The 19,763-nt window shown below is 60.2% G+C and carries 19 protein-coding genes; 9 read left to right on the forward strand and 10 right to left on the reverse strand.

The window, feature by feature from the left end; all coding sequences use genetic code 11:
• The first annotated feature begins 107 nt into the window (after nucleotides 1-107).
• Complete coding sequence (locus AB3G35_RS04735; protein ID WP_340079295.1) at nucleotides 108-827, forward strand: 16S rRNA (uracil(1498)-N(3))-methyltransferase; 720 nt, start codon at nucleotides 108-110, stop codon at nucleotides 825-827.
• 181 nt (nucleotides 828-1,008) lie between these two features.
• Here the strand turns inward: AB3G35_RS04735 and AB3G35_RS04740 are convergent, their stop codons facing one another.
• Genes AB3G35_RS04740 through AB3G35_RS04750 form a run of 3 tightly spaced genes read right to left on the reverse strand, consistent with a single transcriptional unit; the run spans nucleotide 1,009 to nucleotide 3,547 of the window.
• Nucleotides 1,009-1,911, reverse strand: a complete 903-nt coding sequence (locus tag AB3G35_RS04740; protein WP_016782509.1) for a transporter substrate-binding domain-containing protein — start codon at nucleotides 1,909-1,911, stop codon at nucleotides 1,009-1,011.
• A 22-nt stretch (nucleotides 1,912-1,933) separates the two neighbouring features.
• Nucleotides 1,934-2,284: a RidA family protein gene (locus AB3G35_RS04745; protein ID WP_016782508.1), complete on the reverse strand. Its 351-nt coding sequence runs from the start codon at nucleotides 2,282-2,284 to the stop codon at nucleotides 1,934-1,936.
• Nucleotides 2,285-2,314: 30 nt separating this feature from the next.
• A complete protein-coding gene (locus AB3G35_RS04750) occupies nucleotides 2,315-3,547 on the reverse strand; it encodes a D-amino acid dehydrogenase (RefSeq protein ID WP_369782347.1) in 1,233 nt (410 codons plus the stop codon).
• Nucleotides 3,548-3,655: 108 nt separating this feature from the next.
• Between AB3G35_RS04750 and AB3G35_RS04755 the strand changes: the two genes are divergently transcribed.
• Complete coding sequence (locus AB3G35_RS04755) at nucleotides 3,656-4,564, forward strand: LysR family transcriptional regulator (RefSeq protein ID WP_016782506.1); 909 nt, start codon at nucleotides 3,656-3,658, stop codon at nucleotides 4,562-4,564.
• 116 nt (nucleotides 4,565-4,680) lie between these two features.
• Here AB3G35_RS04755 and AB3G35_RS04760 read toward each other — a convergent pair whose 3' ends face one another.
• From AB3G35_RS04760 to AB3G35_RS04770, 3 genes are all read right to left on the reverse strand, one after another.
• On the reverse strand, nucleotides 4,681-6,672 hold the full coding sequence (locus AB3G35_RS04760) for a pyrroloquinoline quinone-dependent dehydrogenase (RefSeq protein WP_016782505.1): 1,992 nt from the start codon (nucleotides 6,670-6,672) through the stop codon (nucleotides 4,681-4,683).
• Nucleotides 6,669-7,043, reverse strand: a complete 375-nt coding sequence (locus AB3G35_RS04765; protein WP_016782504.1) for a hypothetical protein — start codon at nucleotides 7,041-7,043, stop codon at nucleotides 6,669-6,671. Before AB3G35_RS04765 ends, AB3G35_RS04760 begins: the two co-directional genes overlap by 4 nt.
• Before the next feature lie 198 nt (nucleotides 7,044-7,241).
• Nucleotides 7,242-8,501, reverse strand: coding sequence for a sodium:proton antiporter (locus tag AB3G35_RS04770; protein WP_083369739.1), 1,260 nt, complete (start codon nucleotides 8,499-8,501; stop codon nucleotides 7,242-7,244).
• 199 nt (nucleotides 8,502-8,700) lie between these two features.
• Here AB3G35_RS04770 and AB3G35_RS04775 point away from each other — a divergent pair, with 199 nt between their 5' ends.
• Nucleotides 8,701-9,534: a DMT family transporter gene (locus AB3G35_RS04775; protein WP_016782502.1), complete on the forward strand. Its 834-nt coding sequence runs from the start codon at nucleotides 8,701-8,703 to the stop codon at nucleotides 9,532-9,534.
• Nucleotides 9,535-9,547: 13 nt separating this feature from the next.
• Entirely contained in the window at nucleotides 9,548-9,934 is a 387-nt protein-coding gene (locus AB3G35_RS04780) for an MAPEG family protein (RefSeq protein WP_016782501.1), read from the forward strand.
• A gap of 135 nt (nucleotides 9,935-10,069) precedes the next feature.
• Here AB3G35_RS04780 and AB3G35_RS04785 read toward each other — a convergent pair whose 3' ends face one another.
• Complete coding sequence (locus tag AB3G35_RS04785) at nucleotides 10,070-11,224, reverse strand: murein transglycosylase A (protein WP_106115595.1); 1,155 nt, start codon at nucleotides 11,222-11,224, stop codon at nucleotides 10,070-10,072.
• Nucleotides 11,225-11,352: 128 nt separating this feature from the next.
• On the opposite strand from AB3G35_RS04785, the gene AB3G35_RS04790 reads away from it, so the two are divergent.
• Nucleotides 11,353-11,802: a cytochrome c gene (locus AB3G35_RS04790; protein ID WP_029611611.1), complete on the forward strand. Its 450-nt coding sequence runs from the start codon at nucleotides 11,353-11,355 to the stop codon at nucleotides 11,800-11,802.
• Between the two features lie 137 nt (nucleotides 11,803-11,939).
• Here AB3G35_RS04790 and AB3G35_RS04795 read toward each other — a convergent pair whose 3' ends face one another.
• The 3 genes from AB3G35_RS04795 to AB3G35_RS04805 all read right to left on the reverse strand — a co-directional run bounded on the left by AB3G35_RS04795 (nucleotide 11,940) and on the right by AB3G35_RS04805 (nucleotide 14,730).
• Nucleotides 11,940-12,335, reverse strand: a complete 396-nt coding sequence (locus tag AB3G35_RS04795) for a DUF1090 domain-containing protein (protein WP_086795685.1) — start codon at nucleotides 12,333-12,335, stop codon at nucleotides 11,940-11,942.
• Nucleotides 12,336-12,524: 189 nt separating this feature from the next.
• Nucleotides 12,525-13,715, reverse strand: coding sequence for a methionine adenosyltransferase (metK, locus tag AB3G35_RS04800; protein WP_016782497.1), 1,191 nt, complete (start codon nucleotides 13,713-13,715; stop codon nucleotides 12,525-12,527).
• A gap of 19 nt (nucleotides 13,716-13,734) precedes the next feature.
• On the reverse strand, nucleotides 13,735-14,730 hold the full coding sequence (locus AB3G35_RS04805) for a metalloregulator ArsR/SmtB family transcription factor (RefSeq protein WP_029611610.1): 996 nt from the start codon (nucleotides 14,728-14,730) through the stop codon (nucleotides 13,735-13,737).
• A gap of 260 nt (nucleotides 14,731-14,990) precedes the next feature.
• On the opposite strand from AB3G35_RS04805, the gene tkt reads away from it, so the two are divergent.
• The 4 genes from tkt to AB3G35_RS04825 all read left to right on the forward strand — a co-directional run bounded on the left by tkt (nucleotide 14,991) and on the right by AB3G35_RS04825 (nucleotide 19,630).
• Nucleotides 14,991-16,988, forward strand: coding sequence for a transketolase (gene tkt / locus AB3G35_RS04810; protein WP_369782348.1), 1,998 nt, complete (start codon nucleotides 14,991-14,993; stop codon nucleotides 16,986-16,988).
• A 145-nt stretch (nucleotides 16,989-17,133) separates the two neighbouring features.
• A complete protein-coding gene (epd, locus tag AB3G35_RS04815; RefSeq protein WP_369782349.1) occupies nucleotides 17,134-18,189 on the forward strand; it encodes an erythrose-4-phosphate dehydrogenase in 1,056 nt (351 codons plus the stop codon).
• A 26-nt stretch (nucleotides 18,190-18,215) separates the two neighbouring features.
• Complete coding sequence (locus tag AB3G35_RS04820) at nucleotides 18,216-19,379, forward strand: phosphoglycerate kinase (RefSeq protein ID WP_016782493.1); 1,164 nt, start codon at nucleotides 18,216-18,218, stop codon at nucleotides 19,377-19,379.
• A gap of 32 nt (nucleotides 19,380-19,411) precedes the next feature.
• Complete coding sequence (locus tag AB3G35_RS04825) at nucleotides 19,412-19,630, forward strand: hypothetical protein (RefSeq protein ID WP_016782492.1); 219 nt, start codon at nucleotides 19,412-19,414, stop codon at nucleotides 19,628-19,630.
• Nucleotides 19,631-19,763: the final 133 nt, after the last annotated feature.

The raw sequence follows: 19,763 nt of genomic DNA on the forward strand, positions 1-19,763 counted from the left end.
CGGGCTTGCTCGCGATGCAGGCTGCGCGGTGTGTTTGAATCACCGCGTAGATACAATCGCGAGCAAGCCCGCTCCCACATTAGCACCCGAATTTTCAGAGAATTTAAATGAGATTGTCCCGCTTCTTTATCGACGCCCCCTTGAGTCTCGGTGAGCACGAACTGCCTGAAGCCCAGGCCCACTACATTGGCCGCGTGCTGCGCATGGCCGAGGGCGATGCCCTGCAAGTGTTCGACGGCTCGGGTCAGGAGTTTCTGGGGCGTTTGCTGGAAGTCGGCAAAAAACGCGTGCGTGTGCTGCTCGACGAAACCTTTGCCGGGCAAGTCGAGTCGCCCCTGGCCATCCACCTTGGTCAGGGCCTGTCCCGTGGCGAGCGCATGGACTGGGCGATTCAGAAGGCCACCGAGCTGGGTGTGACTGAAATCACCCCGATCATGAGCGAGCGCTGCGAAGTGCGGCTCAAGGACGAACGCGCCGATAAGCGCCTGGCCCACTGGCGACAAGTGGCGATCAGCGCCTGTGAGCAATGCGGTCGCTCGCGGGTGCCGGTGATCCATCCGCCGGTGCTACTCGGCGACTGGATCAAAACCACCGAAGCCGACCTCAAGCTGGTGCTGCACCCGGTGTCAGAACCCCTGGCCAGCCACGCGAAACCTGCGCGCCTGGCGTTCCTGATCGGCCCCGAAGGCGGCCTGACCGACAACGAAGTCGATCAGGCCCAGGCCGCCGGCTACCAGCCTGCACGCCTTGGCCCACGGGTGCTGCGCACTGAAACCGCACCGGTGGTAGCCCTGGCCGTGGCGCAGCAGTTGTGGGGTGACTTTTAAGTCAGCCTTAGCGTTTTTTTGTTTTTGTGGGAGCGGGCTTGCTCGCGATGGAATCGACGCGATTATCCAGACATACCGCGGCGCCTGCATCGCGAGCAAGCCCGCTCCCACAAAGGCGTGGCCTTCACTCTCGTAAAGCATCCGAGAAGATTTCGCTCGCTTGCACCTTTCAGCTTCACACCTACTCCACCGGATCACTGACCGGTGTGGCGATGATCTGCTTCAGCTCGGCGGTCATCGGGAACTCCAGGTTCAGGCCGTTAGGCGGGATAGGTTGTTCGAACCAGCGCTGGTAGATGCCGGTGATTTCCCCGGACTGATACAGATCGGCCAGGGTCTTGTTGACCACGGCCAGGAACTGCGGGTCGTCCTTGCGCACCATGCAGCTGTAGATTTCCCGGGATTGCTCATCTCCTACAACTACCCATTTGTGCGGATCACGGGCTTTGGCCCGCTCGCCGTAGAGCAGCGCATCGTCCATATAAAACGCCACGGCGCGACCGGTTTCGAGCATCTTGAAGGCTTCACCATGATCTTTGGCGCTGATCACGTTCATGCCCATTTTGTGGTCGGCGCTGTAGCTTTTGATAAAGCGCTCGTTGGTGGTGCCCGCTGTTGTCACCACGTTTTTGTCACGCAAATCATCGAAGCCCTTGATGCCGCTGTCCTTTGCGGTCAGCAGTTGGCCTTTGACGTAAATAAAGCCATAGGAAAATGCCACCTGCTTTTGCCGTTCGGCGGTCACGCCGGTTGAGCCGCATTCCAGATCGACAGTGCCGTTTTGCACCAGCGGGATGCGGGTTTGCGAGGTTACCAGGTTGTATTTGATCTTCAGCGGCTTGCCGCCGACTTGCTGCTGGATGCGTTCGACAATCTTGTTGGCCAGCTCCACCGAATAGCCCATGGGCTTGCCGCTGTTATCGCCGACATAGGAGAACGGCACTGACGCATCGCGATAACCCAGGGTAATACTTCCCGAGTCGGCAATTTTTTTCAGCGTGCCCTGCAGCGGGGCTTCGTTGGCGTGCACGGTATGGCTGATCAACAGGCCCAGAGTACAACCGATCAAGGTCAGTTTTTTCATTGTTGTTTTCCCCTCACTCAGGTTAATGACGAACTGCAATCACGCTGATTTCCACCAATACCTCAGCCCGCGCCAGCTCCGCCTGCAGGGTGGTGCGGGTGGGTGCCTTGCCTGCCGACAGCCAGGCTGACCACACGGCATTCATCGCCGCAAAGTCGCGCTGGATGTTTTGCAGGTAAATGGTGGCGTTAACGATGTGGTCTTTGTCGCTGCCAGTTTCGGCCAGCAGGGCGTCAATCTTGCTCAGCACTTCTTGTGTCTGCGCGGTAATGTCCTCGCTTTGCGTGGGCACCTGTCCGGACAGGAATACCAGGGCTTCAAACGTTGCGGCGGCGCTCAAACGGTCATTGCTGTTGATGCGTTGAATGGTCATAGGGCTTTCCTTCTGGACGGGATGGCGCACTCAGGCGGCCAGGCCTTGCATGTCAATGGAGGTTTTGCGTTGTGCAATCAGCTCGCTGAGCAAGCGCCCGCTGCCACAGGCCAGGGTAAAGCCCAGGGCGCCGTGGCCCAGGTTGAGCCAGAGGTTGCGATAACCGCTGGCACCCAGGATGGGCACGCCGCTGGGGGTTGCAGGGCGCATGCCAGCCCATTCGATCGCGGTTCGATAGTTGCCCGCATCCGGGAAGGTGCTGCTGGCCAGTTGGCGCATTTGCGCCAGGCGCCTGGGGTCCGGCGCGGGGTCGAAGCCGACGATGTCGACCATCGCGGCGATGCGCAGTTGTTCGCCGATACGCGCATAGACAATTTTGCGATCGTAGTCGGTGATGCTCACATGTGGTGCTTTTTGCGGGTCGGTCAGGGCCAACGTGAGGCTGTAACCCTTGAGCGGGTACAACGGCAAGTGCAGCCCCGGCAGGCGCAGGGCCGGGCTGTTGTGCCCGGCGGCGAGCACCAGTTGGTCCACGGGCAGAACCTCGTTGCCCATTTCTACTGCCTCTACGGCACCGTTGGCGTGACGAAGGCGGGTAACGGTCTTGCCCAGCATAAAGGTGCAACGGCCACTGGCCAGCAAACGGGCGGCCAGTTGCTGACAGAACGCATGGCAATCCCCGACTTCTTCGCTGGGGGTGTAGATACCGCCGACAAATGCCGAGCCTTGCAGGCCGGGTTCCAGGCTGGCGCACTCGCCGGCAGTCAGCGCCTGTTGAAATGAGCTGTGGATAACTTTTTTGCGGGCCTTTTCAAAGTTGCCGCGTTCACGGAACACCACCAGTTTGCCGTTGCGCTGCCAGGCGAAATCGCCCAGCTGATCTTCTTCGCGCCATTGTTGCAGCGTGGCCTGGCTGAGTAATGCCAGGCGCAGCAAATGTGCTCCATTACGCTGGTTCACCGAGCCACGGCAGGCAGCAATAAACGAGGCGAGCCAGCGCCATTGGGCCGGGTCCATGCGTGGGCGCAGCTTGAGGGGCGAGTCACCGCGCAACATCCAGCCCATCGCTTGCCACGGCACGCCGGCATCGGCCAGCGGTGCTACATAGCGGTAGGAAAGTTGGCCGCCATTGGCGAAGCTGGTCTGGCTGCCCAGGGTCGGTCGGGCCTCGATAAGCGTCACTTCAAAGCCGTCGCGCACCAGGGCATACGCTGTGGCCAGCCCGATGACGCCCCCGCCGATGATGCAAACTCGCTGTGCCATGTCAGTCCTTAACCCTTGTTGTTCGGGCTTCAGAGTAGGGGCAGGTGACAGGCGGCGAACAATGAATAAAGATGGACCTCCCATAAACAAAGGTTATGGACTGCTGCCATGCGCTTGCGTCATATCGAAGTGTTCCAGGCGATTCGCCAAACCGGTTCTGTCAGTGCGGCTGCGCAGTTGCTGCATGTATCGCAGCCTGCGGTGAGCAAGGTGCTGCAACACGCCGAGCAGCGCTTGGGCTTCCCGCTGTTTTTGCGCGTGCGCGGCAAGTTGCAGCCCACCCCCGAGGCGCTGCTGCTGGAGCGCGAAGTCGACAAGGTGACCGAAAGCCTGCAAGGCGTGCAGCGCCTGGCGCAAAGCCTGCGCCGTGAGCCGGGCCAGCGTTTGCGGATCGGCAGTACGCCGGCGCTGGCGTTGGCGCTGTTGCCGCCGGTGATCAGTGAGTGGACGCGGCGTTACCCCGATATCAACTGTGAGCTGGCCAGTGCCCATAGTCGGGAACTGGTGCAAAACCTGTTGATGCGCGAGCTGGATGTGGCCCTGACCTTCAAGTTGCCTGATCACCCCGGGCTCAAGGCTCGGGCGTTGGCCCACGGTGTGCTGGTGGCGCTGGCCCCGCGGGGCTACTGGGCGGATGAAAGCGAAGGCCTGCCCCTGGCCCTGAATGAGTTGGCGGATGCGCCGTTGATCGGGCTGAGCAGTGCCGATCCGCTGTTTGCCCGTCTGGACAATTACCTGCAGGCGGTGGAGCCGCCACCACGCATCAGCATTGCGGTGCAGACCTATTCACTGGCGCGGGCGATGGTGGAGTCGGGTGCGGGGCTGGCGGTGATCGATCCGTTTACCGCGTTGGGTGCATCGCGGGCGAGTACCGTGATCCGGCCCTTGAGCCCGGCGCTGCCGATTACGCTGTATGCGCTGACCCGGGCCGATGAGGCCCCGGCGCATACGCTGGAAGGGTTGCTGCAACTGTTCGCAGAGCATGCCAGTGAACAGTTGCAGCGGTTGGCGGGTTGATAACGCGAATTAACCTCGTGGGAGCGGGCTTGCTCGCGATACAGGCGGCGCGGTTTTATTGTTGAACCGCATCGATACCATCGCGAGCAAGCCCGCTCCCACAGGTGGGGCGGGAGTTATTTCGGCAAGGCGTACACCACCACCTGATCGCCCACCTGATCTTTCAGGATCGAGTTGCCACCCGCCACAAACGCCACGTACTGCCGGCCCTTGTATTCATACACGGCGGGGTTGGCGACTGCAGGGGCCATGACGATATCCGACCACAGCTCCTTGCCGTCATCCAGGGAGTAAGCGCGCACCTTGGCATCCATCGACGCGCCGATAAATACCAGGCCACCTGCGGTCACCGCAGGACCACCAATGGTCGGTGAGCCCATGCTTTCAGGCATGTACCAGCCCCACTGCTGCACGGCACCCATCGGCCGACGCCATTTCACGTCACCAGTGTTCATGTTGATTGCCACGATTTCACCGAAAGGCGGTGCCCAGCACGGCATGCCTGCCCAGTTCTGCGCATTGAGCAAACTCATGCCATAAGGCGCGCCGATCTGTGGGTAGAAGCCGTTTTCGTTGCCAGAATCTTTAGGCTGTTTATCGTAGGAAGCACGATCCCACAGCTTGATCATCTGCACGATATGCGAGGTGTTGACGATCGCCACCTGACTCACCGGGTCAAACGCTACACCGCCCCACTGCACACCACCGGCGCTGTCCGGGTAGGCCAGTACGCCATTGCCTTTGGTGGATGGCGGCGAGTACATGCCGTTGTATTCCAGGCCGTCCCACATTTTGCTGCACTGGCCAAACCCGACGATGTCGGCGATCTTCCAGATGGCCGGTTTTTTCGACTGGTCCAGCAGCGGCGCAGGCTTGGTCGGGAACGGCTGGGTTGGCGAATACACCTCGCCGTCGGCGTCGCCTTTTGGCACCGGGCGCTCTTCGATCGGCCATACGTCTTCGCCGGTGCGGCGGTCAACGGTGAACAGGAAGCCCATTTTGGTCGCTTGCACCAACGCCGCTACAGGCTTGCCATTGACGTTAATGTCCATCAGCGTCGGCGCGGAGTTGATATCGTAGTCCCACAGGTCATGGTGAACCCACTGACGAGACCAGACGACCTTGCCGGTATTGATATCCAGCGCGGTGGTCGAGGTGCCCAGCGGAATCGGTTTGGCCCGGTTGCCGCCCCAGTAGTTGGGCGAAGGCGAGGACACAGGAATGTAGAGCAGGCCAAGGGCTGGGTCATAGGACATCGCGGTCCAGATATTGGCGGTACCGGTTTTGCCGGCCTCTTCATCCGGGATCGGCTTGAACTCCCACTCCAGCTCGCCGGTACGGGCATTGAGGGCAAACAGCGAGCCCGGTGATTCAACTTCGTATTCCCAGTCTTTACCGGCCCAGCCGACGATCAGCTTGTCACCGATAACAGTGGGTGGCTGCAGCTGCGACAACGGCCATTTGGCGTTGACCTTGTTCCACTGGTTGACGTCGACCACGCCGTTTTTGCCGAAGCCTTCGCAGGGTTTGCCGGTATCGGCATCCACCGCGTACAGCTGCGCGGTCATATTGCCCAGGTACACGACCTTCTGACAGGCCACCCCCGCTTGCGGGTTTTTTTCCTGCCAGTAGGCCACGCCGCGTGACTTCAGCGCGGGCTGGGTTTCGGCCACCAGGGGCGACTTGGTGTCGTAGGTCCACTTCTCTTTGCCGGTCTCGGGCTCAAGGGCGATGATCCGGTAGAACGGCGTGCCGACGTACAGCGTGTCATTGGCAAAAATGGGCGTGGCAGACCACACCGATGGCGGGATTTTGCCGGTGCCGGTGGACATGTCGCCGGTAAAATACTGCCAGACCTTGGTCAGCTTACCGACGTTGTCCTTGTTGATTTGAGTCAGGGGCGAGTACTTCTGCGAGCTGAGCTGGCCGTGGAAGCTGTCCCATTCTTTACCGCTGGGGATCGGAATTTTGGCAGCTTCGGCAGATATGCTCGACGGAGCCAGCAACGGCGGCGGTACGGTGTAGGTGTCCTGGGCATAGGCATTGGATACCCCGGCCAGCAAGCACAGTGTCGGTGCTGTCAAAAAGTGCTTCTTGATCCCGTTCATAGCGCGCTCCTTGATGGCTTGGGGCCAAAGGTTTCGATGACAACACCCACGGCGTAGACCAGCAGGGCGATCACCGTCCACCAACCATGCAGCAGGCTGGCGGCAAAAAGGGTGCCGATGACCCCGGCCCAACCCAGGAACAGGATGAAGTTACGCAAGCCGCCTGCACCGGTCTTGACCAGCAGCACGCCCAGAACGAACAACACTAATTCGGCAAACATCGTAGTCATCGCTCCGCCGGAGCCAGTCACGCCGGACAGGGGCATAAAGAATCGCCCTGCCGTAATGGCCAGGGCGGCCAGAGCCGCGATGATCATGATATGGGCGCCCAGTTGGCGCCTGGGCGGTGCGTAGGCAGCAGAAGTACTCATCCCTTTCTCCTTAGCGATACATGCCCGAGGGCATTACGGAGAGTGAGTGTAGCCAAGGCGGGGGAAATCGCCGGGATGATGCAAACCGCAGGAATCTTTGTGGGAGCGGGCTTGCTCGCGATACAGGCGGCTCGGTCTCTTTGACAGACCGAGTAGCTGCCATCGCGGGCAAGCCCGCTCCCACAAGAAATGTGAGTGTCAGTGCGCCTGCTCAGCCTCCACCGGCGCATCCTTGGTCACATGCTTGACCAGTTTGCCGATGGTCAAACCCTGGAACAGGATCGAGGACAGCACCACGATATAGGTAATACTCAGGATCAGGTCGCGTTCCGGGCCCAGTGGCAAGGCCAGGGCCAGCGCCACCGAAACACCGCCACGCAGGCCGCCCCAGGTGAGGATGCGGATGGTGCCGCGGGGCACGGTGCGCCAGCGACGCAGCAAGACAATGGCCGGTGCAACGGTCAGCAGGCGCGACAGCAAAATGGCCACGGCCAGGCCGCTGGCAGCCAGCAAATGCAGCCACGAGAACGGCAGCAGCAACAGCTCCATGCCAATCAGCGCAAACAACAGGGCATTGAGCATGTCGTCAAGCAGTTCCCAGAAACCGTCCATATAGCGACGGGTCATTTCGTTCATGGCCTTGTTGCGGCCCAGGTTACCGATGATCAAACCAGCCACCACCATCGCAATGGGCGCCGAGACATGCAGCTCACTGGCCATAGCCGAGCCACCAATCACCAGGGCCAACGTCAGCATCACTTCGATCTGGTATTGCTCGATGCTCTTGATCATGCGGTACACCAGGTAACCGATCAGGCCACCGAACACCACGCCGCCAATGGCTTCATGGGCAAACAGCATGGCCGTGGCGCTCAGGCTCGGGGTTTCACCCAGCTGCACGATACCCAGCAACACGGTGAACACCACAACGGCGGTGCCGTCATTGAACAGCGACTCACCGACGATGGTGGTTTTCAGCGGCTTGGAAGCGTTGGCGGTGCGCAGCACACCGAGCACGGCAATCGGGTCGGTGGGGGAGATCAGAGCACCGAACAGCAGGCAGTACAGGAAGCTGATATGCCAGCCGAACAGGCCGAAAATCCAGTACGCCAGGCTGCCGATCACCGTGGTGGCGATCAATACGCCGACCGTGGCCAGCAGGCCAATGGGCCAGCGATAGCTGCGCACGTCATTGAAATTCACATGCAGCGCACCGGCAAACAGCAGGAACGACAGCATCCAGTTCATCAGCAGGTCGCCGAAGTCGATCTGGCCGATAAGCTCCTGCACGCGCTCTTCCAGCCCCGGGTAACCGAGGAAGCTCAAGCCTTGCAACAGCAGGGAAAACATCAGGGCGGTGACCATCACGCCAATCGTCGGCGGCAGGCCGATAAAGCGGAAGTTCACATAAGTCAGTAGTGAAGTCAGGCAGATAAACGCAGCAACAAGCTCAAGCATCCGGGATCCTGTGGTGGCGAGAGTGAATGGAAACCCGACGGGTTCGGGTCATGTTTGGATGCAAAAACGGGCACCAGGGGCACATCCCGGGGGTGTGGCAAAGGGACGCGAAGTGCGAGGTCATTGACCACAATGTAGCTCTGAGGTTGCATGGTGGCGCTTGCGGCTGTCGCAGGTTGATAACAATAAGGAGTCTGCGGTGCTGGCAACGGTATTGGTGTTGGTCGCGGCGGTGTTGCATGCGATCTGGAACACGCTGATCAAGTTCAGCGGCGAGCGTTTGCTGGTGATCGCCTGCATGGACACGGTGGCGCTGGTGGTCGTGGCGGTGCTGGTGGGTTTTGCGCAATGGCCGCCAGCGGATATCTGGCCGTGGATTCTGGCTTCGGTGTTTTTCGAGCTGGTGTACCGGGTGCTGCTGATCCGCGCTTATCGGGTGGGCGACCTGGGGCTGGTGTACCCGTTGATGCGCGGGCTTTCGCCGCTGGTGGTGCTGGCGCTGACCCTGACCTTTGCCGGTGAAGTGCTGAGCGGGCAGCAGATCATTGGCATTCTGCTGATTCCGTGCGGCATGGCCTGCTTGTTGTGGCAGGGCGGTGGCGGTGATCGCCTGCCCTGGTCGATGTTGCCGGTGGTGGCGCTGATCGGCCTGTGCATCGGTTGCTATACCTTCCTGGACGGGCAGGCGATCCGGCGCTGGCCCCATCCGCTGGATTATCTGGTATGGGTCACATTGCTCAGTGCCTGGCCGTTTCCGCTGTTGGCCGTTACCCGCAAGCGTGCTGCGTTCCAGCTGTTCTGGCGCACGCAATGGCGCTTGGGTGTGGCGGTGGGGGTTTGCGTGCTGGCCAGCTATGCGCTGGTGCTGTGGGCCATGCAACTGGGCTCGATTGCCGAGGCGGCGGCGCTGCGTGAAGTCAGCGTGATTCTGGTGGTGCTGTTCGGTATGCGTTACCTCAAAGAACCTTTCGGCGGACCGAGGCTCTTAGCCTGTGGGCTGGTGCTGATCGGCATGCTCGTGATGAAACTCTAAAAAGGAAATTCCAATGACGGTTGCCTTCTGGTGTGTACTGATTGCCTTCTGCCTGACCTATGTGTGCACTGCGTTTGCCAAGTTCAGTGATGGCAAGTTCGGGCCTAAACAGAACCATGATCCGCGTACGTTTCTCGACGGCCTGCAAGGGTTTGCCAAGCGCGCCCACAGTGCCCAGCTCAACAGCTTTGAAGTAACCCCGGCGTTTGCCGCGGCGGTGATCATTGCCGATATCGTGGGCAACGCCCAGCCGGTGACCATCGATGTGCTGGCGGTGTTGTTTGTCACCAGCCGCATGCTCTACATCATCTGTTACCTGGCCGACTGGGCGCTGCTGCGTTCGATCGTGTGGTTTATCGGCATGGGGCTGGTGGTCAGCTTCTTTTTTGTGTCGATGTAACGCAATCTCCACACTGCCTGTGGGAGCGGGCTTGCTCGCGATGGCCTCAACGCGGTGCATCAGGCGAACCGCATCGTCTGCATCGCGGGCAAGCCCGCTCCCACAAAAGTCGGATTCTATTGCCTGCAGGTGCTCTTACAACGGCAACGCCGCCCCTTTTGGCCACAGCAGCCAGATATTGCCTTTCTGTTTCATGTCGCCTGCAATTTGCCCTGCCTCGGGGCCCGTGCCTACAAAGAAGTCGGCACGCACTTCGCCGGCAATCGCGCCGCCGGTGTCCTGGGCGGCAACCGGGCGCACGATGGGCTGGCCGTTGGCCTGAGTGGTCGACAACCACAACAGGCTGCCCAGCGGGATCACCTTGCGGTCAACTGCCACGCTGTAACCGGCGGTCAGCGGCACGTTCAGCGAGCCGCGCGGGCCTTCGTTGCTGTCGGGGTTCTGAGTGAAGAACACGTAGCTCGGGTTGCTGGCCAGCATCTCGTGGACACGCTGCGGGTTGGCCATTGCCCAGGCGTGAATGGTGCCCATGGTCACGTCTTCTTTCTTCAGTTCGCCTTGCTCGACCAGCCAGCGGCCAATCGGTTTGTAGGGGTGGCCGTTCTGGTCGGCGTAGCCGATGCGCAGTTGACGGCCATTGTCGAGCTGGACCCGGCCAGAACCCTGGATCTGCAGGAACTGCAGGTCCATCGGGTCAGTCAGCCACGCCAGTACCGGGGCGTCCAGGCCTTTGCTGTTGATGGTCTCGGCGGTGTCGTAAGGCTTGAGTACGCGGCCATCGAGGCGACCGCGCAGGCGCTTGCCCTTGAGCTCGGGGTAAATGCTGTCCAGATTGACCACGATCAGGTCAGTGGGCACGCCATAGATCGGCACATTGGCCGCTTGGGTGGGTTTGAGGCTGCCCGGGTAAACGGGTTCGTAATAACCGGTGATCAGGCCGTCACTGCTGCCTTCGGCCGAGCGCAGGCTGTACACGTCGAGGTGGGTTTGCAGGAAGTTGCTGATTTCGGCCACGCTCGGGCTGGCAGGCAATGCCGCAGCGTCGGTGCAGACCGGTCCCCAGTTGGCATCCGCCTTGAGGCGGGTACAGGCACTGCGCCAAGAGGCGAAGCCGCTTTGCAGGTCACTGCCCGTCACTTCCGGCAGCGCATTCCAGTCGGCTTTGCTGTAGGTGGTGTGCGGCACAGGCTTGACGGCATTCTTGTCTGCGTCCTTGTCGGTGCCGTTGCATCCGGCCAGCAACATGACAACGGGCAGCGCCCAGGCCAGTGGTTTGAAAAATCTGTTCATTGACGCTGTTCCTTCAAGGCTGCCGAGGTCTGATGGCCGTCAAGGCAAACCGTATATTTAATAAGGGTATTGGTCTTTGCAGGTGACACGAGGATACTGGCGGCCGATTTCCGTGACCTGAAGCCACCATGACTCTTAAACGATTGACTGTTGTAGTGCTGGCCTGCCTGACGCTGACGGCGTGTGGCGGGGTTGATCCCGATTCGCCGCTGGGCCAGCGTAAAGCGATTTTCAAGCAAATGCTAAAGACCAGTGAAGACCTGGGCGGCATGTTGCGGGGTCGAATTCCGTTCGATGGCCCGCGCTTTACCGAGGGCGCGATCAAGCTGGATGCCTTGGCTTACGAACCGTGGAAGCATTTCCCTCAAGTCAAAGAGAGCGATCAAACCAGCGCTACTGATGATGTCTGGCAAAAGCAGGCACGTTTTCAGGAGCTGGCGCGCCAGTTGGAGGCTGCTACGGGTGAGCTGGTGATCGCCAGCCAGGTGCAGCCCTACAAAGCCAGCAACCTGATGCCGGCGGTGCAGAAGGTCGAAGACACCTGCAGTGCGTGCCACAAGGCATTCAGGAATCACTGAGTAAAGTTGAGCCGGTACCCACCTGCTGTGGGAGCGGGCTTGCTCGCGATGCAGGCGACGCGATCTGTCAGGCAGACCGCAGCGATCCCATCGCGAGCAAGCCCGCTCCCACAACGAGCCCGCTCCTACAGGGCGTATTACTTGTCCAGCTGATCCAGCGCTTCCTGCAACTCTTTGCGCGATTCGGCCAGCTTGTTTTTGCGCTTGTCGATTTTTTCCGGGTCGCCTTTTTTCATGGCCTTGTCCAGGTCTGCCTGGCGCTTGCTGACTTCATGCTTGGCTTCCAGCACCTTGTTTTCGCGTTCCTTGCGCAGGCCCGCGTCGGTGCAATGGGCTTCAACTTCGCTCAGGGCTTTTTCAAGACCGGCCACCTGGTTGCTGTTGCCGTGGGCACGCGCCTGCTCCAGTTGCAGGGTAATGGCCTGCTTCTTGGCCGCACAGCCGGTCAGTTCCGGGGCTGCATCAGCGGCCATCAGCGGGGCAGCCAACAGGCCGCAAACAGTAAACAGGGCGAGCGGTGAAAGTAATTTCATAAATAGCTCCATGACCAAAGATGACAATTAAATAAGGCTGAAAAAAACGCTACACAAGAGCGTTTTGGCGGATCCAAACCGTGGATGTTAGCAGCATCCGCACGCAAGCAATCCGTCGGGCGTTGCCCGCCAGCAGCAAAAAGCCCCGAACAGTTGCCTGTGCGGGGCTTTTGGTGCAGCAGGTTTTACTTACAAACCAGCAGCGGCGCGCAGTTCTTCAGCGCGGTCGGTACGCTCCCACGTAAACGTGGTGAAGGTATCGTTGCCCACTGTCTTGGTCTGCGGCGTGCGGCCGAAGTGACCGTAAGCGGCAGTTTCCTGGTACATCGGGTGCAGCAGGTCGAGCATGGTGGTGATGGCGTATGGACGCAGGTCGAACACGTCACGCACCAGCTTGATGATCTTGTCGTCGCTGATTTTGCCAGTGCCGAAGGTGTTCAACGAAATCGAAGTCGGTTGAGCGACGCCGATAGCGTAGGAAACCTGGATCTCGCAACGATCAGCCAGGCCTGCAGCCACGATGTTTTTGGCTACATAACGACCGGCGTAGGCTGCCGAACGGTCAACCTTGGACGGATCCTTGCCCGAGAACGCGCCGCCACCGTGACGGGCCATGCCGCCGTAGGTGTCAACGATGATCTTGCGACCGGTCAGGCCGCAGTCGCCAACCGGGCCACCGATGATGAACTGGCCAGTCGGGTTGATGTGGAACTGGGTGTCCTTGTGCAGCAGCTCGGCTGGCAGCACATGCTTGACGATCAGTTCCATCACGCCTTCGCGCAGGTCTTTGTACGACACTTCCGGGTTGTGCTGGGTCGACAGCACGATGGCGTCGATGGCCACAACCTTGCCGCCTTCGTAGCGGCAAGTGACCTGGGACTTGGCATCCGGGCGCAACCACGGCAGCAGGCCGGACTTGCGGGCTTCGGCCTGGCGCTGCACCAACTGGTGGGAGAAGGTGATCGGTGCCGGCATCAGCACGTCGGTTTCGTTGCTGGCGTAGCCGAACATCAGGCCCTGGTCGCCGGCGCCCTGATCTTCAGGCTTGGCACGGTCAACACCCTGGTTGATGTCAGGGGACTGCTTGCCGATGATGTTCATCACGCCGCAGGTCGCGCCGTCGAAGCCGACGTCGGAGCTGGTGTAGCCGATGTCGGTGATCACGTCACGAACGATCTGCTCCAGGTCAACCCAGGCCGAAGTGGTAACTTCGCCGGCGATGATTGCTACGCCGGTTTTCACCAGAGTCTCGCACGCCACACGGGCGAACTTGTCTTCAGCAATGATGGCGTCCAGCACCGCGTCAGAAATCTGGTCGGCGATTTTGTCCGGATGCCCTTCAGACACGGACTCGGAGGTGAAAAGGGAGTATTCGCTCATCTCGACGGTTTCCTAATATTTACCGATGGTGAGTGTCGCCAGCTGGCCGCTGAAAGTGGCGGACCTGAAGCTGGAAACCATTACGTAAGCCTACATAGAGGCTTTCCCCGGGAACGAGTCCCGCAGCGGTGGCCCAATGGGCCAGATCATCTTGTTCAAAACCCAGCCACAAATCCCCGCAGGCCTCGCGGGCCCACGCCTGATTATGGCTGCACAACTCTGTTACCAGCAGGCTACCGCCCGGTTGCAGCAAGGTTGCCAGTTGCTTGAGTGCCTCGGCCGGCGCGGCGAAATGGTGCAAGACCATGTTCACCACGACGCAGTCGACCTGCAGCGGTGCTTCGTGCAACGCGTCGGCCAGGATCAGGCTGACGTTGTTCAGTGACTCGCGTTCACATACCTGACGGGCCAGCTCCAGCATCACCGGGCTGTTGTCCAGCGCCGTGACCTGCTGAAAGCGGCGGGCCAGGTCGGGCAAAAAGCTGCCATCGCCGGGGCCGACTTCCAGGGCCGTGGCCGCCGGGCTGAAACTCAGCTTGTCGAGCAGGGTTAAAACACTGTCCCGGTATTGCGGCAAGCCAGCGATCAAATCCTGTTGAGCGCGAAATTTCTCGGCTATGCGTGAGAAAAAGTCCTGGCTGGCGGCTGCACGTTGGCCGTGTACGGCGCTGATGCGCGCCTGTACTTCAGCGGGCAAGGTCAGGTTATCGACCTCTTCCAGCAGTGCTGCATGCAATTTGCCGCCCAGTTGTTCGGTATGGGGCAGGGCGCGGCGATAAAAAATCGCGTTGCCTTCGCGCCGGGTTGCAACCAGCCGCGCCTGGGACAGCACCTTGAGGTGGTGGCTCATGCCGGACTGGCCGGTGGCGAAAATCTGCGCCAGCTCCAGCACACCAAACGAATCGTTGGCCAACGCGCGCAGCACATTGAGTCGCAGCGGATCGCCTCCAGCCTTGCACAGGGCGGAGAGCTCGTCGCAATCGTCATGGCGGATTGAAGGCACGCGTAAGTTCATGGGGCCGCAGTCTAGTTACCCGCTCAAGCCCCCGCAAGTTCAATATCAAAACTTTTTGATATTGGTCGATAAATGGCGCGTTTGTCGGGTCAGATGTGCGTATTAACGAAATGAAATGTCCGATCCTTAACAGATTGGCCGCCTGAACAAAGGAAAAACGTTTCAGCTGACTATCTGTCATTGCCCCAAGGGGGTGGGTGAGGGAAAATGCTCGCCTTTTTTCCGTTTCGATTTAACTTTCAATACCCAGGAGAACAGCGATGCCCAGCCGTCGTGAGCGTGCCAACGCCATTCGTGCACTCAGCATGGATGCCGTGCAAAAAGCCAACAGCGGCCATCCAGGTGCCCCTATGGGTATGGCTGATATCGCCGAAGTACTGTGGCGCGATTATCTGAAGCACAACCCGAGCAATCCTTCGTTCGCTGACCGTGACCGCTTCGTGCTGTCCAACGGCCATGGTTCGATGCTGATCTACTCGTTGTTGCACCTGACCGGCTATGACCTGTCGATCGACGACCTGAAAAACTTCCGCCAGCTGCACAGCCGCACCCCGGGCCACCCGGAGCTGGGCTACACGCCGGGCGTTGAAACCACTACTGGCCCGTTGGGTCAGGGCCTGGCCAACGCTGTGGGCTTTGCCCTGGCCGAAAAAGTCATGGGCGCGCAGTTCAACCGTCCTGGCCATAATGTTGTCGATCACCACACCTATGTGTTCCTGGGTGATGGCTGCATGATGGAAGGCATTTCCCACGAAGTTGGCTCGCTGGCCGGCACCCTGGGCCTGAGCAAACTGATCGCGTTCTACGACGACAACGGCATCTCCATCGATGGCGAAGTGGAAGGCTGGTTCACCGACGACACGCCAAAGCGTTTCGAAGCCTACAACTGGCAAGTGATCCGCAACGTTGACGGTCACGACCCGGAAGAAATCAAGACTGCCATCGAAACCGCACGCAAAAGCGACAAACCAACGCTGATCTGCTGCAAGACCACCATCGGTTTTGGTTCGCCGAACAAGCAGGGCAAGGAAGACTGCCACGGTGCTCCGCTGGGCAACGACGAAATCGCCCTGACCCGCAAGGCCCTGAACTGGAACCACGGCCCGTTTGAAATCCCGGCTGACATCTACGCCGAATGGGATGCCAAGGAAGTCGGTGCTGCGGTTGAGTCCGAGTGGGACAAGCGCTTCGCTGCCTACGCTGCCGAGTTCCCGGAACTGGCCGCCGAGCTGTCCCGTCGCCTGAGCGGCAAGCTGCCAGTTGACTTCGATGCCAAGGCCAACGCCTACATCGCTGAAGTCGCTGCCAAAGGCGAAACCATCGCCAGCCGCAAAGCCAGCCAGAACGCCCTGAACGCCTTTGGCCCGTTGCTGCCAGAACTGCTGGGCGGCTCCGCTGACCTGGCCGGTTCCAACCTGACCCTCTGGAAAGGCTGCAAAGGCGTATCGGCTGAAGACGCCAGCGGCAACTACGTGTACTACGGTGTACGCGAGTTCGGCATGAGCGCCATCATGAACGGCGTTGCCCTGCACGGCGGCCTGGTGCCTTACGGCGCGACCTTCCTGATGTTCATGGAATACGCCCGCAACGCCATCCGCATGTCGGCCCTGATGAAGCAGCGCGTGATCTATGTGTTCACCCACGACTCCATCGGCCTGGGCGAAGACGGCCCGACTCACCAGCCAATCGAGCAACTGACCAGCCTGCGTACTACGCCGAACCTGGACACCTGGCGCCCGGCCGATGCGGTGGAATCCGCAGCTGCCTGGAAATACGCCCTGGAGCGCAACGACGGTCCGTCCGCGTTGATCTTCTCGCGTCAGAACCTCAACCACCAGACCCGTGATGCTGGCCAGATTGCCGATATCAACCGTGGTGGCTACGTGCTCAAGGACTGCGCAGGCGAGCCTGAGCTGATCCTGATCTCGGCCGGTTCCGAAGTGGGCCTGGCTGTTCAGGCCTGGGAAAAGCTGACCGAGCAGGGCCGCAAGGTTCGTGTGGTGTCGATGCCATGCACCAGCGTGTACGAAGCTCAGGATGCAGGCTACAAGCAGTCGGTTCTGCCGCTGCAGGTAAGCGCCCGTATCGCCATCGAAGCGTCCCACGCTGACTACTGGTACAAGTACGTGGGCCTGGAAGGCCGCGTGATCGGCATGACCACCTACGGCGAGTCGGCGCCTGCGCCTGCCTTGTTCGAAGAGTTCGGCTTCACCCTGGAAAACATCCTGGGTCAGGCTGACGAACTGCTGGAAGACTGATTCGGCATTAGCGCTTGGCTCCATCGCGGGCAAGCCCGCTCCCACAGGATATGCACTGTCCATGTGGGAGCGGGCTTGCCCGCGATGGCATAAGTGGCATTGATGCTGTGGTGACTGATTCACCCGTAAAAACAAGAGAACCCCCATGCCTCAACCGCGTCCTTACAAAGTTGCACTCAACGGCTACGGCCGAATTGGTCGTTGCGTCTTGCGTGCGTTGTTTGAGCGAGGGGCAGAAGCCGGGTTTGAAATTGTTGCACTCAATGACCTGGCCGATATGGCCAGTCTCGAATATTTGACGCGCTTCGACTCCACTCATGGCCGGTTCCCCGGCGAGATACGGATCGAAGGCGACTGCCTGCATATCAATGGCGACTGCGTGAAAGTGTTCCGCAGTGCCACCCCCGAAGGGATCGACTGGGCTGCCCTGGGTGTTGACCTGGTGCTGGAATGCTCCGGCGTCTACAACACCCGCGCCGACGGCCTGCGTTTCCTGGATGCCGGGGCGCCCGCCGTGCTCTTTTCGCAACCGATGGCCAGCGACGCCGATGTCGACGCCACCATCGTTTATGGCGTCAACCAGCACAGCCTGACCGGCGAAGAACGCCTGGTCTCCAACGCCTCCTGCACCACCAACTGCGGTGTGCCGCTGTTGCGTTTGCTGGATCAGGCCCTTGGCCTTGAGTATGTGTCGATCACCACGATTCACTCGGCGATGAACGATCAGCCGGTAATCGATGCCTACCATCACGAAGATCTGCGTCGTACGCGCTCGGCATTTCAGTCAGTGATTCCGGTGTCTACCGGCCTGGCCAAGGGCATCGAGCGCCTGTTGCCGGAACTTGCTGGCCGGATTCAGGCCAAAGCGGTACGGGTGCCGACCTTGAACGTGTCGTGCCTGGACATCACCCTGACCACGGCGCGGGACACCGATGCCGCAGAAGTGAACCGCATACTGCGCGAGGCTGCCACCAGCGGCCCGCTCAAAGGCTTGCTGGCCTATACCGAGTTGCCGCACGCCAGCTGTGATTTCAACCATGACCCGCATTCGGCCATAGTCGATGCCAGCCAGACCCGCGTTTCCGGCCCCCGCCTGGTGAACCTGCTGGCCTGGTTCGACAACGAATGGGGTTTTGCCAATCGAATGATCGATGTGGCAGAGCACTACTTGCACGTTACCCACCCAAAATCCGTTCTCTAACATTAGAAACTCAGGAATTGCGACCCATGACCGTGTTGAAGATGACCGACCTCGATCTGCAAGGTAAACGCGTACTGATCCGCGAAGACCTCAACGTCCCAGTCAAGGACGGTGTAGTCACCAGCGATGCGCGTATCCTCGCTTCGCTGCCGACCATCAAGCTGGCGTTGGAAAAAGGCGCGGCGGTCATGGTCTGCTCGCACCTGGGGCGCCCGACTGAAGGCGAGTTTTCTGCTGAAAACAGCCTCAAGCCTGTAGCCGATTACCTGAGCAAGGCCCTGGGCCGTGAAGTGCCGCTGGTCAGCGATTACCTCAATGGCGTCGACGTCAAAGCCGGCGACATCGTGCTGTTTGAAAACGTGCGCTTCAACAAGGGCGAAAAGAAAAACGCCGACGAGCTGGCCAAGCAATACGCCGCCCTGTGCGACGTGTTTGTGATGGACGCTTTCGGCACCGCTCACCGCGCCGAAGGTTCGACCCACGGCGTGGCCAAGTTTGCCAAGGTTGCAGCCGCAGGCCCTTTGCTGGCTGCTGAGCTGGAAGCACTGGGCAAGGCCCTGGGCGCCCCGGCCAAACCGATGGCGGCGATTGTTGCCGGCTCCAAGGTATCGACCAAACTGGAAGTGCTGAACAGCTTGAGCCAGATCTGCGACCTGCTGATCGTGGGTGGCGGCATCGCCAACACCTTCCTGGCTGCTGCCGGTCACCCGGTGGGCAAGTCGCTGTACGAACCTGATCTGCTGGAAACTGCCCGCGCCATCGCTGCCAAGGTCAACGTGCCTTTGCCGACTGATGTGGTAGTGGCCAAGGAATTCGCTGAAAGTGCCGCTGCAACCGTCAAGCTGATTGCCGACGTGGCTGCTGACGACATGATCCTGGATATCGGCCCGCAAACCGCGGCGCATTTCGCCGAGCTGCTCAAGTCTTCGAAGACTATCCTGTGGAACGGCCCGGTCGGTGTGTTCGAGTTCGACCAGTTCGGCAACGGCACCAAGGTTCTGGCCCAGGCCATTGCTGACAGTGCAGCGTTCTCGATTGCGGGCGGTGGCGACACCCTGGCAGCGATCGACAAGTACGGCATTGCTGATCAAATCTCCTACATCTCCACCGGCGGTGGTGCATTCCTGGAGTTCGTCGAAGGCAAGGTACTGCCTGCCGTCGAGATCCTGGAAAGCCGCGCCAAAGCCTGAAGGTGTTTCAGGCCCTGAAAGGAAGCATGGACATGGTCAAGTTGTTACCGCTGTTGATGATCGCGGGCTTTTTGGCCGGTTGCGCCGGCTCGAGCAAGCCGGCGCCCGAGGCTGCAACCCCTGAAGAGAGTGGTTGCTACCAGGCTGACTGGCAGGCGCAAAGCGTGCCGCTGGTCAATAAACGCTCAGGGCCTGAGGCGCTGGAAAAATACGAGTCGCCCAAGGCTTCACAAGAGCGCGGGTGCCCTTGATTTGAAATGCGGCCCACTTGATGGGCCGCATAGCTATAGCTGAAGCTGTAACGTTTCAGCTAAATCGAACTGGGCAAATCGGGGCAAACCCCCGATCTGCAATAACTTGAATAGCAGCCGCCGCTACGGCAGG

This window comes from Pseudomonas sp. WC2401 (assembly GCF_041200115.1).
GTDB lineage: Bacteria > Pseudomonadota > Gammaproteobacteria > Pseudomonadales > Pseudomonadaceae > Aquipseudomonas > Aquipseudomonas fragi.